Here is a 14,215-nt window from a genome sequence, read left to right on the forward strand (position 1 = left end):
GCTCTAGTGGTCGCGGACGATGAGGACCGGGCAGTGCGCGTGCGTGGCGCAGGCGGAGCTCACCGAGCCGAGCAAAAGGCCGGTCAGCCCCCCGTGCCCGCGGGTGCCGATGACGAGCATCGCCGCATCCTTCGACGCGGCGACGAGATCGCGGGCCGCACTCCCGTTCCACGCGCTGCTGGTGAACCAGCTCGGCGTGCCGTCCGGGAAGACGCGGGCCGCGGCATCCGCCCCCAGCTCTTCCGCGTTGCGCTGCAGGTCGTCGTAGGTGCCCGGGTAGTACCATCCCAGCCCGTCGCTCCACTGCAGCGTCGGATAGTCCCAGACGACCAGTCCGTGCACGGGAAGGCCGAGCTTGGGCGCGATGTCGGCGGCGTAGGCGAGGGCGTCCAGCGCCTCGGCGGAGCCGTCGACGCCGACGAGGATCCCGGGCTCAGACCAGGGCAGCGGCGGACGTGCCGCGTGACGGTCGGGAGCGGTCTGCGACTCGGACATGCGGCCATCCTCGCGCCCGCCGCGCCGCCCCCCATAGGCCGAAGGTCCCGCGCGCCGACGGCCCCGGTCCGCGGGACGTTCGACCCGACCGCGAGGGCCCCCGCGGTCGAGTCTGGTGGCGAGCGAAAGGGGTCGGCCATGACCGAGAGCCGCCGCAGCGTCCAGGTGGTCGAGAGCAACGGCACGTGGGGGGTGTTCTTCCTGCTGGCGTACATCGGGGCGGCGATCTACTTCGTCTCGGCGTCCGACGGGTCCTTCTGGGGCGTGATCCTGGGACTCCTGCAGGCGATGGTCTGGCCGGTGTACGTGATCTACCACGTGCTCGTCCTGCTCGGCGCCTGATGTGCGACGGATGCCGCGCCCCGCGCGCCCTCAGGCGCCGACGCGGTCCGGCGCGGCGTCACGGCCCGGTTCGCGCGACGACGGGCGGCCGGCGAGCCGCAGCCAGGTGTCGACGACGGAGTCGGGATTGAGCGAGATCGAATGGATGCCCGCGTCGACGAGCCAGTCGGCGAAGTCGGGGTGATCGGACGGGCCCTGGCCGCAGATCCCCACGTACTTCCCACGACGGTTGCACGCGTCGATCGCCAGGCGCAGGATCTCGAGCACGGCGGGGTCGCGCTCGTCGAACCCCGCCGCGACCAGGTCGGAGTCGCGGTCGATCCCGAGCACGAGCTGCGTCATGTCGTTGGAGCCGATGGAGAAGCCGTCGAAGTGGTCGAGGAAGCGATCGGCCGTCAGCGCGTTGGACGGGATCTCGCACATCATCATGACCTCGAGGCCGTTGCGCCCTCGCTGCAGCCCGTTGGCCTCCAGTGCCGCCGTCACCGCCGCGGCCTCCGCGACGGTCCGCACGAACGGCACCATGATCTTGAGGTTGGTCAGGCCCATCTCGTCGCGGACGAAGCGCAGCGCCTCGCACTCCATGGCGAAGCACTCCTCGAAACTCGGCGTGATGTAGCGCGACGCGCCCCGCCACCCGAGCATCGGGTTCTCCTCGCGCGGCTCGTACCGCTCGCCGCCGAGCAGGTGGGCGTATTCGTTGGATTTGAAGTCGCTCGTGCGCACGATTACCGGCTCGGGCGCGAAGGCCGCGGCGATCGTCGCCACGCCCTCCGCGACGCGCCGGACGAAGAAGTCGCGCGGCGACGGATAGGCGGCGACGCGTCGCACCACCTCCGACCGCAGCGGTTCGTCGAGCGCGTCGGCGTCCAGGAGCGCGCGCGGATGGATGCCGATCTGGTGGCCGACGATGAACTCGAGCCGGGCCAGGCCCACACCCTGGTGCGGCAGCGCCGCGAGCGCGAAGGCCTGCTCGGGCGTGCCGACGTTCATCATCACGCGGACCGGGGGCTGCCCCATCCGCTCGACCGGGATGGTCTGCTCCACGAAGTCGAGCCGGCCGGCGTACACGAAGCCGTCGTCGCCCTCCGCGCACGAGACGGTGACCTCGGTGCCGTCGACGAGGTCGCTCGTCGCGGTGCCCGTTCCCACGACGGCGGGGATGCCGAGCTCGCGCGCGATGATCGCGGCGTGGCACGTGCGACCGCCCCGGTCGGTCACGATCGCGGCGGCCCGCTGCATGACCGGCTCCCAGTCGGGGTCGGTCATCTCGGCCACGAGGATGTCGCCGGGTTCGACCTTCGACATCTGCGCCGGGGAGGTCACCACGCGCACCCGACCCGCGCCCACGCGCTGTCCGATCGCGCGCCCCTCGAGGAGCACCGGCCCGCGCTCGCGCAGGACGAACCGCGTCAGGACGGGCCCGTGTGCGCGTGAGACCACCGTCTCGGGTCGGGCCTGCAGAATGTACAGACGTCCGTCGACCCCGTCTCGAGCCCACTCGATGTCCATGGCTCGGCCGTAATGGTCTTCGATGGTCAGCGCGTACCGGGCGAGCTCGTGCACCTCGTCATCCGAGATGCTGAAACGACGCCGGTCCTCCGCGGCGACACTGGTCATGGCGGTGCTCGTCCCCACATCGTGCCCCTCCGCGAACCGCAGCGCGACCGCCTTCTCACCCAGCTGCCGCTGCAGGATCGCCGGCCGCCCGTCTCGGAGCGAAGGCTTGTAGACCATGAACTCATCCGGGTTCACCTCGCCCTGCACCACGGCCTCACCCAGTCCGTAGGCGCTCGTGATGAGCACCGCGCGGTCGAAGCCCGACTCGGTGTCCACGGTGAACATCACTCCGGACGCGCCGATGTCCGACCGCACCATCCGCTGCACCGCGGCGGACAGCGCGACGTCGCCGTGGGCGAATCCCTGATGCACGCGGTAGGCGATGGCGCGATCGTTGTAGAGCGAGGCGAAGACGCTGCGCACCGCGTGCAGCAGATGGTCGATGCCGGCGATGTTCAGGTACGTCTCCTGCTGTCCCGCGAACGATGCGTCGGGCAGATCCTCGGCCGTCGCCGACGAGCGCACAGCCCAGGTCGCACCCTCGGCCGCGGCATCCGTCCCCGTCGACTCGGCGAAGGCGACGCGGATGTCGCGCTCGAGGTCGGCAGGAAGGGGCTGCGCCTCGATCCAGCCGCGGATCACGGCGCCGACACGGCTGAGCTCCACCACGTCCGACACGTCCAGCCGGGCCAGCTCCGCCTCGATGCGGTCGGCCAGGCCGTCGACCGCGAGGAACGAGCGGTACGCATCGGCCGTGGTGGCGAAACCGCCGGGAACCCGGACGCCGGCCGTGCTCAGCGTCGTGATCATCTCGCCCAGTGAGGCGTTCTTCCCGCCGACCTGCGGCAGGTCGGTCATCGTGATCCCGCTCAGCGGAAGGATGTTGGTCATGGGACGACCCTGTCGGCCGGTGGCGGCCGGCGGCGGGTCCAAGGTCCTTTCGATTCCTCCGCAGGCCGGCGGTGTGCGGCGGGACCAACGGCCCGGATGGGTGTGGGTTCGCGCCGCAGCCTGGAGTCACGCAGAGAGCCGCCCGCCCGCGAGCGACGCTGAGGCGTTCGCGCGCCGGGCCGATCCGTGAGGAGCCGAGATGACCACCGAGGTGCAGGTGACCGAGCGTGCCGGGGCGTACACCGCCGGAGTGCGCGGGACGGTACCCATGAACGAACTGACCGACTTCTTCTCGCGCGCCTTCTCCGAGACCATGCGTGTGCTCGGGGCGCAGGGGCTTCAGCCATCCGGACCGCCGTTCGGCAAGTACTACGGCATGCCCGGCGAGACCGTGGATGTGGAGGCGGGATTCCCCGTCGACCGGCCGGTGACCGGCTCCGGAGATGTGGTGCCGGGATCGCTGCCAGGGGGCAGGGTCGTCGAAGCCGTGCACGTCGGCCCGTACGACACCATGCAGCAGACGTACGCCGTCATCGAGCGGTTCTTCGCCGCCGAAGGCTGGACGCCGGGTGACGTCATGTGGGAGAGCTATCTGAGCGATCCCGGGACCGAGCCGGATCCGGCGACCTGGCGCACTCTCATCTCGTGGCCGGTCGCCGGCGGTGACCGCGCCGCCGCGACGGCTTAGCCGCTCAGCGTCGCCCCCTCCACCATCAGTCGACGATCAGCCGGCGATATCGGATGGCGATCCGGAGGAGGAAGGATGGATCCCACCACGCCGGAGGAGTACTTCCAGCACAGCCCGCTCGGACTCGCCGTTCATCGCGAGGTGCACCATCTGCTGGTGACGAACTGGCCGGACGTCGCCGTCCGGACGACGAAGAGTCAGGTGGCCTTCCGCCGGGAGCGCGCGTTCGCATTCCCGTGGCGCCCGCGGCAGTATCTGCGCAGCGCTTCCGCGGACGTCGTGCTGTCCCTCGCCCTGTCGCGACGCCTTGAGTCGGTGAGGTTCAAGCAAGTCGTGCAGCCGTCCCGAGGCACCTGGATGCACCACCTCGAGATCGGCGCGGTGGAGGACGTGGACCAGCAGGTCGAGGAGTGGCTCGACGCGGCGGCCGCCGCTGCTGGGCCACGGCTCGGTCCACCGACACCGGACGCGTGAGGGTCGTGCGACTGAGCGGCAGCGGCGGGTTCGCGCGGTGTTCGAGGGACGTTCGTCCCGGCGCGCGAGCATGCGCCGCGCGACGCTGGATGTGCGATCCCGCCGCCGCGGCACGTCGGTCCGGGCGGGAGGCGGAGAGGCAGACGCCGCGATGATCACCGAGACCCGCACCACCGCCGGCCACCGCGCACAGCGCCAGCTGCCCAAGGCGTGGTGGTCGCTCGCCCTCTTCCCCGTGTCGTTCGCGCTCGCCTTCGTCGTCGGCGAAGGCGTCCCGGTGCTGCTGACCGGGACCGACGCGTCGGTGACCACACCACCATGGTGGGTGATCGCCATCGCACTCGTGAGCGCTGCCGCGATCTTCGCCTCCCCGCTGCTCCTCACACTGCACTACAGCAACAGGGCAGCGGCCCAGCATGAGCCCAATGCCCGCATCCCCCTCATCCTGGGTGCGGTGCTGGCGGGAGGGTTCATCCTCAGCAATCTCGCCGGCGGCCTTCTCGTGCTTCTCGTGGGATGACCGCAGCGGAGATCACCGCCGGCGACGTCCGCTCAATAGATCATGTCGTCGTAGACGCCGTCACCGGGCTCGATGCTCGGCGGATGGAACTCCCATTCCTCCACCTGCTCGGGGCTTCGCTCGATCGTCTCGAAGCGGACGCCGATGTACGGCGTGATCATGACCGAGATGCCGGAGCGACCTACGGTCTGGAAGTCGACGAATCCCGCGCCCTGCTGGACGGCCTCGATGATGAGCCGCTGCAGTTCCGCGACGTCCTGCTCGGGGTCGAGGATGAACATCTGTCCGTCGACGCGAGCCCTGACAACCTCCATGGCGCTCCCCTCGGTTCGCCTCCACAGTACGCCGATTCGCTAGCCAAGCTAGTGAATCTCCGAAGCCTCAGGAATCACTCAGACGGCGGGTGCCCTTCTCCGTGGGAACCCATGGCTGAGCGCCCCTCGCCCTGTACCCCTTCCCTCCCCCGGCTGCAACCCCCCAGAGGTACCGCCGCACCCAAGAGTAGAAAGGGGCACGTGAAGAGGGTGATCTACGCGGGAAGCGAATTCATGACCGGGGATGACATCACCTCAGCGCTGCTGAAGTGCAGCCAGGCTCTCGCCGAGGCAGGTGAAGCCGAAACGGTGTCGGTGCCCATCGTCGAGCCTGACGGGAGCGTCACGACGATGACGGTGCTCATCGGCCCTGCCAGTCAGATCGTCGCCAAGGAGGCGAAGGTGGAGGTGGATGAGCTCGTGGATGTCACCGCTGTGGAGCGACTGAACGCCATCCAGCGCCGGCTCCACCCGGTGGCGGTCGTCGACGCCGAGCCGCCCAGCGAACGGGACTGGGACGCGCTGGATTAGGAAATCCTCCGTGCGGCATCAGCGGAAGTCCCGCGCCTTGTGCTGCACACCCACGCGGAGGTCTTCGAAGCCGTCGGCGACGAGGTTGGTGACCCCCTCCGGGGAGCGCTCGAGAATGCCCCGCGCGATGAGCGCCGGAGAGTCGCGGACGATCCGCCGGTACCTGTTCCACACCCCGACCGAGCACACGATGTTCACGAGGCCGTGCTCGTCCTCGAGATTGATGAACGTGACACCGGATGCCGTCGCCGGCCGCTGCCGATGGGTCACGAGTCCTGCGACCTCCACCCGCCTACCGGTCTCGTGGCCGCGCAGTTCGCGCGAGGTGAGGACGCCGCGGGCATCCAGTCCGGAGCGGTAGTGCGTCATCGGGTGGTCGTCGGTCGAGATCCCGGTGGCCCACAGATCTGCTGCGAGACGCTCGTAGCTGGTGGGGTCCGCGAACAGCGGCGGCTGCACCGCGATCAGCGAGTTCGGCAGGTACTCGGGGCGGTCCTGCGCCGCCGATCCGGCGAGCCAGATCGCCTCGCGCCTGCTGAGTCCCAGGCACTCCAGCGCCCCCGCGGTGGCGAGGGCCTCGACCTGCGCGGCCGTGATGCTGGTGCGACGCACGAGATCACGCAGGTCCCGGAACAGCCCTCCGGAGGCACGGGCGTCGACGATGCGCTGGGCGACCTTGGCGCCGATGCCCTTCACTCCTGCGAGGCCGAGCCGCACCGCGAACCCCGTGTCACGGCGATGCGCCGCCGACTCGTCGTGCGCATCGATGTCGAAGGTCCCGACGGGCGGCTGATGGCGTCGGAGGCACGAATCCAGGCCGGTGGGCCCCGCGACGGGCTCGGCGACCGGCGCGCCGCCCACCGCCTCGAGCACCGCCTCGACGTCTGACAGGTGCAGGTCAGGCCGCCGCACGTCCACACCGTGGCGGCGCGCGTCGGCGACGAGCGTCGCCGGCGAGTAGAAGCCCATCGGCTGTGCGCGCAGCAGCCCCGCGAGGAACGCCCCCGGGTAGTGCAGCTTGATCCACGAGCTGGCGTACACGAGCAGCGCGAACGACAGCGAGTGCGACTCGGCGAACCCGAAGTTCGCGAACGCCTGGATCTTGGCGTAGATGGCGTCGGCGGCATCCCCCACCAGCCCGTTCTCGGCCATGCCGGAGTAGAGCTTGTCGCGCAGCGACTCGATGCGCTCGATGCCGCGCTTGGACCCCATGGCCCGGCGCAGCAGATCGGCGTCCTCGCCGCTGAGTCCGCCGATGACCATGCCCATCTGCATGAGCTGTTCCTGGAAGACGGGGATGCCCTTGGTGCGCTCCAGGACCGGCTTGAGCTTCTCGTGCGGATAGGTGACCGGCTCCTGGCCGAGCTTGCGGCGCACGAACGGGTGCACGGCGCCGCCCTGGATGGGTCCGGGGCGGATGAGGGCGATCTCGATGGCCAGGTCGTAGAACTCGCGAGGCTGCAGCCGCGGAAGCAGCCCCATCTGCGCCCGCGACTCGACCTGGAACACCCCGACCGCGTCCGCGCGGCACAGCATGTCGTAGACCGCCTTCTCCTCTTTGGGGATCGTCGAGAGCTCCCAGTCCTCCCCCGTGGAGGCGCGGATCATGTCGAAGCAGTACTGGATGGCCGCGAGCATCCCCAGGCCGAGCAGGTCGAACTTCACCAGCCCCATCCACGCCGCGTCGTCCTTGTCCCACTGGATCACCGTGCGGTTCTCCATGCGCGCGTGCTCGATCGGCACCACCTCGCCGACGGGCCGGTCGGTGAGCACCATGCCGCCGGAGTGGATGCCGAGGTGCCGCGGCGCCTTGAGCAGCTCGCCGGCGAACTCGATCACCTGATCGGGGATGTCGTGCCCGGCTGCCGTGTCGAGGTGGGCGCCCCACCCCTCGACCTGCTTCGACCACGCGTCCTGCTGTCCCGGCGAGTGGCCGAGCGCCTTGGCCATGTCGCGGACGGCGTTCTTCGGCCGGTACTGGATGACGTTCGCGACCTGCGCCGCACGATCCCGGCCGTACTCCTGGTAGACCCACTGGATGATCTCCTCGCGGCGATCGGAGTCGAAGTCGACGTCGATGTCGGGCTCCTCGTCGCGCAGCGACGACAGGAAGCGCTCGAACGGCAGCCGGTAGTAGATGGCGTCGATCGCGGTGATGTCGAGCAGGTAGCAGACGGCGCTGTTGGCGGCAGATCCTCGCCCCTGGCACAGGATGCCTCGCCGCCGCGCCTCCTGGACGATGCCGTGGACGATGAGGAAGTAACCGGGGAAATCCTTCATCTCGATCACGCCGAGCTCGCGTTCGATGCGCTCCCGGTCCTCCGGACGGAGATTGGGATACTTCCGCGGCACCGCGTCCCATACGAGCGAGCGCAGCCACGACATCGGCGTGTGCCCCTCGGGCACCTCCTGCTTCGGCAGCGCGGGCTTCGCGCGCCGCAGCGGGAAGGCGAGCTCGTCGGCGAGCGTGACGGTGCGGGCGACGGCGTCCGGGAACCGGACGAACCGCTCCGCCATCTCGGCGCCGGACCGCAGGTGCGCGCCGGCATGGGCGGGCAGCCAGCCGTCGAGTTCATCGAGCCCGCGATTGGCGCGCACCGCCGCGACGGCGGCCGCCAGCAGCTGCCGCTGCGGCACCGCGTAGTGCACGTTGTTCGTGGCGAGGAGCGGGAGTCCGCGCTCCCGGGCGAGACCTGCCAGCACGTCGTTGTGGCGGGTGTCGAGCGGATTGCCGTGGTCGATGAGCTCGACGTGGACGGCGTCGCGCCCGAACAGGGCGATCAGCCGGTCGAGCTCGTGGGCGGCCGCGTCGGCCCCCGCCCTTCCGGGAGACGACACCAGGGACTGGCGGACGGCGCCCTTGCGGCATCCGGTGAGGACGGCCCACTCCCCCGCCGCCTGCGCCGCCAGCTCGTCGAGGTCGTACACCGGGCGCCCCTTCTCGGCGCCCTGCAGCTGCGCGTGCGTGATGGCGCCGGCGAGCCGGTGGTAGCCCTCCTCGCCGCGGGCGAGCACCAGCAGGTGGCCGCCCACCGGGTCGGCTTCGCCGTTCTGGGGCTTGGGCAGCTCGAGTGACAGCTCGGCACCGAAGACCGTCTTCAGGTCGAGCGCTTCGGCGGCCTCGGCGAAGTGGACGATGCCGTAGAAGCCGTCGTGGTCGGTGATCGCGAGCGCGTGGAGCCCGAGCCGCTCCGCCTCTTCGGCGAGCTCTTCGGGTGAGGACGCCCCGTCGAGGAACGAGAACGAGGAATGGGCGTGCAGCTCGGCGTAGGGGATGACCTCGGCCGGTCGCTCGATCCTGGGCGGCACATAGGGCCCGCGCTTGTGCGACCAGGCGGGGCTGTCGCCGCCGTCCGCGCCGGCCGGCCGCGCGTCCGGCCGACGCCGGTCGCTGAGCACGCGCTCGATCTCCGACCACGACACACCGGGGTTGTTGAAGCCCATCAGCCGCTCCTCGATCGGCTGCTGAGCCCGTGGGAGCACAGGTACCGGGGGTCAGTCATAGGTCGCCTCCGCGGTCCAGGCGTCGCCATCGCACACCAGCAGCCATGCGCCTCCGTCGGCGTCGACGACCTGGAACCGGTACGCACGGCGCGAGCGCGCGGCATCCCATCCCCGCTCCACCACCGGCCACGGACCCGCCCACGCCTCGATCGGACGCCGGCGCCCGCTCTCGATGAAGAACGCGGGCACGGCGGCGACATTGCCCCGGTCGTCGACGTCGACGAGCTCGCCGCCCAGCGCCCGCACGTCGACCGGCACCGGATCGGCGAACACCGTCGACGGCAGCGGCTCGGGAAGGCTCCCCGGCCACGGCCGCGCGCGCTGCGCCGCGAGTCCGCCTCCGCCCTTCGCCAGCCGATCGCGCTCGTCGCGGTCGCCCCACGGGACGAGCACCTGTCGTTCCGCGAGCCACCTCCCGCCGCCGATCGCTGGGGTCACGACGCCGCGGTGCCCGAGCATCGCCTGCACCCGCGACAGCGCGTGGTGCACCCTCTCTTCGGGGCCGCCGCCGAACAGCGCGGGGGCATGGTGGGATGCCGCGTCGACTGCCTCCGGTGAGATCCGCACGAGCGTGACCCCGCTGCGGAGCCCGCCTGCCGGATCACCGGCGCCGACGTCCTCCGCGAGCTGCCAGCGCACACGGTCGACGACCGCCGCCGCGTCGAACGAGCCGGGATGAAGCCACACCCGTTCGCTGCGCTCCCCGCGATCCCCGACGAGCTCGACGCGCAGCTCGGTGCACACGAGGTCGACCGCGCCGAGCCCCGCGACGAAGTCGTCGGCGGTGACGCGCATCGCGAACGCGACCTGATCGGCGATCTCGAGGGGCGGCTCGAACGCGATCTCGCGTTCCAGCTCGGGCGGCGGCGTGCGGGGCTGCACGGGCCGGGAGTCGCGCCCGGCGGCGAGCGCATGGAACCGGACGCCCCGCTCACCGAACCGCTCGCGCACCCTGTCGGCCTCCATCGCGGCGAACCCGCCGAGGGTCTGCACGCCCAGCCGCGCGAGCAGACCCACCAGATCGGTCGCCGCCGTGACCTCCTCCGCCCGGCCCCCGAGCATCGCCGACGCGTCGAGCACCGAGATCGGCAGCGGTGCGAGGAAACCGGCCGCACCGCCGGCGGGCACGACGAAGACCGGGTCGTCGGCGCTCGTGCCGCCCCTGGCCGCCTGCTCCGCCGTGAACGGCCCGTCGGCGACGCCGGCCCGCACGTCGTCGAGCCCGGCTTCGCGCAGCACGCCGATCAGCACGCGGGCCGCCTCGATCTCACCGCCGTAGTAGCGCGCCGGGCCACGGATGCGCAGCGCGCACAGTCCCGGCCTCACCAGCTGCACACCCGGCGCGCTCTCCTCGATCAGCGACACGATCGACGCGAAGGCGCGGTGATCGCGCGCGGCATCCGCGTTCACCAGGACCAGTCCGGGACAGCGCGCCTGCGCATCGCGCCGCCGCATCCCCCGGCGCACCCCCTCCCCGCGCGCATCGACTGAGCACGCGACGATGAGATTGCGCTCCACCACGGCGATCGGATGCCGCCTCCCCTCGCCCCGGTGCGGACGGTCGTCACCCGGGCGTTCGCCCGCCGCAGCCATCACCGCTTCGGGGGCACCGCCCGAGGAGCCCGGGCGCCCTGCGCCTGCGCCCGCCTCCCGTTCGAGCGCGGTCACAGGCCAATCGGGGAACCACAGCACGAGGCTCCGGACCGGTGTTCCGGGCGTCATGTCACCCCACCGCCCTCGCCTCGAGCGGATAGGACTCCGGTGCTGCGACCGCGTGCAGTCTCTCGACCGGACGCATGCGCTCGGGCGCGACGGAGACGTGCCCGGCGGCATCCGGAAGCAGGACACGCGTCCGGCGCGACCGCGGCCATCGTCGGCTCGACGAGGTCAGCGTGACCTCCCGGCCGGAGAGGTACCCGTGCCCCCGGCCCACGCCCTCCCATGCCGGCTCACCCACCTCGATCACGGCTTCGGCCTGCGGCCACGGCCCCTGCACGAGCAGCACGGCGCCGCGATCGCGCAGTCGGGCCGCGAGGCGCGCCACCTCGCCGTCGGCGGCACGCCCGGACGGCCGCACCGCGACCACCGGCAGCACTTCGGCGACGGTCGCGGTGACGGCGAGCCATCGCGCACCGGGATCGGGGATGAGGACGAGCCGCGACAGATCCACCCCCAGCCCCTCCGCCGCCTCGGCGCCGAGACGCGGCATGCCGATCACGCCGCACCACGACCCGGACTGCGACGGCTGGGCGAGCAGCGCCAGCAGCACCGACGTCGAGCGCGGCAGGCAGTAGGCGGATCCGGGCCGCAGTCCCCCGCCGGGCAGCAGCGAGGCGAGCGCGGGATGCACCGGCAGCACAGGGGCGTCGAGGCGCCGGCCCTGCACTCGCTCGAGCTGGGCGCGCAGGCGTGCCACGGTGCCCGTCGATCCGCCGGGCGATGCGAGACCGGCGGGATCTGGCGCCGTCGGCGCGTGCTCGACGGGCTCGTGCACATGCTGTGCGGTGAGCTGCACGATCGCCCCCATTTCCACAGGCTAGAACAGATGTTCTAACTTCTCAACCGGTAGGGAACGAGAGTACCTCCTGCTTCCGACACTTTTGTTCGACCCCGCGCCGCCGTGTAGCCTCTGGCCATGAGCGAGCGACGGATCCCCAAGCCGGCCTACGAGCGGGAGCTGCGCCGACTTCAGGCCCAGCTCGTCGACATGCAGGCCTGGGTCCAGGCGACCGGCGCCCGCATCGTGGTGATCTTCGAAGGGCGCGATGCGGCGGGCAAGGGGTCGACGATCAAGCGCGTGTCGGAGTACCTGAACCCCCGCGTCACGCGCATCGTGGCCCTGCCCACCCCGACCGAGCGCGAGCGCACCCAGTGGTACTTCCAGCGATACGTCCCGCACCTTCCCGCCGCGGGCGAGATCGTGCTGATGGACCGATCCTGGTACAACCGGGCGGGCGTCGAGTACGTCATGGGCTACTGCACCAACGCCGAATACCACCGGTTCCTCCACCAGGCGCCGATCTTCGAGCGGATGCTCGTCGAAGACGGCATCCTGCTGCTGAAGTACTGGTTCAGCGTCTCACCGGACGAGCAGGAGGCGCGCTTCCGGTCGCGGGCCGACGACCCGATGCGCCGCTGGAAGCTGAGCTCCAACGACGTGCTGTCGATCACGAAGTGGGAGGACTACTCCCGCGCGAAGGACAGCATGTTCGTGCACACCGACATCCCCGAGGCCCCCTGGCACGAGGTGCCCTCGGTCGACAAGCGTCGCAGCCGCATCAACATGATCTCCCACCTGCTCTCGCGGATCCCCTACGACGTCGTCGACCGCGAAGAGGTCGTGATCCCGCCGCGTCCGCCGTCGCGCGGCTACGAACGCCCGCCGAGGAACCTCGAGAACTACGTGCCCGACGTCGCGTCCAGGCTTCTCGGCACGCGCGACAGCTGACGGACGCCGCCCTCGGCGCGACGAGCCGGACGCGCTGCGCCCACCACGATCCCGGCGAGGACGAGCGCGATGCCGACCGCCTGAGGCACACCGAACGCCTCCCCGGCGACGATGACGCCGAGCACCACGCCGGTGACCGGATTGAGCAGCCCGATCACGCCGACGACCCCCGGTGACAGGCGCCGCAGTCCCGCGAACCACGCCGCGTACGCGAGCGCGGTGGCGACGAGCGCCAGGTAGGCGAACCCCGGGGCGGACGACACGGTCAGCACCGGCGGAGCGCCCTCGACCAGCACCGCGACCGGCATCAGCACGATGGCGCCTCCGACCAGCTGCCATGCCGCCATCGGCAGCGCAGGCACATCCGCGCCCCAGCGCGAGGTCAGCACGAACCCGAGCGAGGACGCCACCATCGCCCCCACGGAGGCGACGACGCCCCACGGATCCGCCCCCGCCGCATCGAAGCCCAGCATCACGCCCACGCCGACGAGCCCGACCCCGGCCCCCGCCACGGCCGCGAGCCGCGGCCTGCGTCGCAGCAGCACCCACGCGAACAGCAGCATGCACGCCGCGGATGCCGACATCAGCGTCGCGGCGAGACCCGACGTCAGACGCTGGCCGGCGATGTAGACGAGCACGAAGAAGCCTCCGACATTGAGGGTTCCCAGCAGGAGCGAGCGCCACCACCAGGATCCGCGAGGAAGCCGGCGGGCGATCAGCAGCACGATGATGCCGGCCGGAAGCGCCCGCAGCACCCCTCCCCACAGCGGCGCCTCGGCCGGGAGCAGGGCATGCGTGACCACGTACCCGCTCCCCCATGCGATCGGAGCGATCGCCGTGAGGGCGATCCATACCCACCGTTTATCTTCCATGGAAGATACTTTATCTTACTGGGAAGATAAAGTGGACCCATGGCCGAAGACCGTCCCCCCGACGACGCGCTCGACCGCGTCGCACAGATCCAGCGCGAGTGGCGACGCGAGCGGCCCGACCTCGATCCCTCCCCTCAGGGCGTCATCGGCCGGCTGCACCTGGTGGCCCTCGAGCTGACCGAGCGACTGGTCGACGTCTACGGCCGGTTCGGGCTCAGCGAGGGCGAGTTCGACGTGCTCGCCACGCTCCGCCGTGCCGGCACGCCGTACGAGCGGCCGGCGGGCGAGCTCGCCGACCACACGCTCGTCACCACGGGCGGGCTCACCAAGCGCGTCGACCGGCTGGAGGCGCGGGGTCTGGTCGAGCGCCGGACCGAGGCATCCGACGCACGAAAGCGCCTCGTGCGGCTCACGCCGGAGGGCCGCCGGCTCATCGATCAGGCGATCGCCGCCCACCTCGAGAACGAGCATCGCATCGTCGACGAGCTGGGGAGAGCGGATGCCGCGACGCTCGAGCGCATCCTCACGCGCTGGCTGCGCATCCTCGACGGGCCCTGAACCGCCTTCGCGGGGAAA

The 14,215-nt window shown here is 71.1% G+C and carries 14 protein-coding genes; 7 read left to right on the forward strand and 7 right to left on the reverse strand.

Annotated elements, in window-relative coordinates; genetic code table 11:
• Positions 1–3: 3 nt before the first annotated feature.
• Positions 4–495 carry a universal stress protein gene (locus V6R91_RS19820; RefSeq protein ID WP_336396635.1) on the reverse strand — a complete coding sequence of 164 codons (492 nt, stop codon included), beginning with the start codon at positions 493–495 and terminating at the stop codon, positions 4–6.
• 138 nt (positions 496–633) lie between these two features.
• Between V6R91_RS19820 and V6R91_RS19825 the strand changes: the two genes are divergently transcribed.
• The gene (locus V6R91_RS19825) at positions 634–837 is read left to right on the forward strand and encodes a hypothetical protein (RefSeq protein WP_336396636.1); all 204 of its coding nucleotides are present in this window, start codon (positions 634–636) and stop codon (positions 835–837) included.
• Between the two features lie 30 nt (positions 838–867).
• On the opposite strand, the gene ppsA is transcribed toward V6R91_RS19825, so the two are convergent.
• Positions 868–3,288, reverse strand: coding sequence for a phosphoenolpyruvate synthase (gene ppsA, locus V6R91_RS19830; RefSeq protein ID WP_336396637.1), 2,421 nt, complete (start codon positions 3,286–3,288; stop codon positions 868–870).
• Positions 3,289–3,487: 199 nt separating this feature from the next.
• Between ppsA and V6R91_RS19835 the strand changes: the two genes are divergently transcribed.
• From V6R91_RS19835 to V6R91_RS19845, 3 genes are all read left to right on the forward strand, one after another.
• Complete coding sequence (locus V6R91_RS19835) at positions 3,488–3,976, forward strand: GyrI-like domain-containing protein (RefSeq protein ID WP_336396638.1); 489 nt, start codon at positions 3,488–3,490, stop codon at positions 3,974–3,976.
• 75 nt (positions 3,977–4,051) lie between these two features.
• Entirely contained in the window at positions 4,052–4,450 is a 399-nt protein-coding gene (locus V6R91_RS19840) for a DUF5655 domain-containing protein (RefSeq protein WP_336396639.1), read from the forward strand.
• A 151-nt stretch (positions 4,451–4,601) separates the two neighbouring features.
• Entirely contained in the window at positions 4,602–4,970 is a 369-nt protein-coding gene (locus tag V6R91_RS19845; RefSeq protein WP_336396640.1) for a hypothetical protein, read from the forward strand.
• Between the two features lie 32 nt (positions 4,971–5,002).
• Here V6R91_RS19845 and V6R91_RS19850 read toward each other — a convergent pair whose 3' ends face one another.
• Entirely contained in the window at positions 5,003–5,284 is a 282-nt protein-coding gene (locus V6R91_RS19850) for a hypothetical protein (protein ID WP_336396641.1), read from the reverse strand.
• Between the two features lie 201 nt (positions 5,285–5,485).
• Here V6R91_RS19850 and V6R91_RS19855 point away from each other — a divergent pair, with 201 nt between their 5' ends.
• Complete coding sequence (locus V6R91_RS19855; protein ID WP_336396642.1) at positions 5,486–5,815, forward strand: hypothetical protein; 330 nt, start codon at positions 5,486–5,488, stop codon at positions 5,813–5,815.
• Between the two features lie 18 nt (positions 5,816–5,833).
• Here the strand turns inward: V6R91_RS19855 and V6R91_RS19860 are convergent, their stop codons facing one another.
• From V6R91_RS19860 to V6R91_RS19870, 3 genes are read right to left on the reverse strand one after another with little or no spacing between them, the layout of a single operon-like run.
• Positions 5,834–9,259: an error-prone DNA polymerase gene (locus V6R91_RS19860; protein WP_336396643.1), complete on the reverse strand. Its 3,426-nt coding sequence runs from the start codon at positions 9,257–9,259 to the stop codon at positions 5,834–5,836.
• A 51-nt stretch (positions 9,260–9,310) separates the two neighbouring features.
• Positions 9,311–11,041 (reverse strand): DNA polymerase Y family protein, encoded by a 1,731-nt coding sequence (locus V6R91_RS19865; protein ID WP_336396644.1) that lies wholly within the window; start codon positions 11,039–11,041, stop codon positions 9,311–9,313.
• A gap of 1 nt (position 11,042) precedes the next feature.
• A complete protein-coding gene (locus V6R91_RS19870; RefSeq protein ID WP_336396645.1) occupies positions 11,043–11,846 on the reverse strand; it encodes a hypothetical protein in 804 nt (267 codons plus the stop codon).
• 108 nt (positions 11,847–11,954) lie between these two features.
• On the opposite strand from V6R91_RS19870, the gene ppk2 reads away from it, so the two are divergent.
• Positions 11,955–12,767, forward strand: coding sequence for a polyphosphate kinase 2 (ppk2, locus tag V6R91_RS19875; protein WP_336396646.1), 813 nt, complete (start codon positions 11,955–11,957; stop codon positions 12,765–12,767).
• Here the strand turns inward: ppk2 and V6R91_RS19880 are convergent.
• On the reverse strand, positions 12,719–13,639 hold the full coding sequence (locus tag V6R91_RS19880) for an EamA family transporter (RefSeq protein WP_336396647.1): 921 nt from the start codon (positions 13,637–13,639) through the stop codon (positions 12,719–12,721). The genes ppk2 and V6R91_RS19880 overlap by 49 nt on opposite strands.
• A 39-nt stretch (positions 13,640–13,678) precedes the next feature.
• On the opposite strand from V6R91_RS19880, the gene V6R91_RS19885 reads away from it, so the two are divergent.
• Positions 13,679–14,197 (forward strand): MarR family winged helix-turn-helix transcriptional regulator, encoded by a 519-nt coding sequence (locus V6R91_RS19885; protein WP_336396648.1) that lies wholly within the window; start codon positions 13,679–13,681, stop codon positions 14,195–14,197.
• Positions 14,198–14,215 lie beyond the last annotated feature (18 nt).

The sequence above is a fragment of the Microbacterium sp. CCNWLW41 genome, from assembly GCF_037083505.1.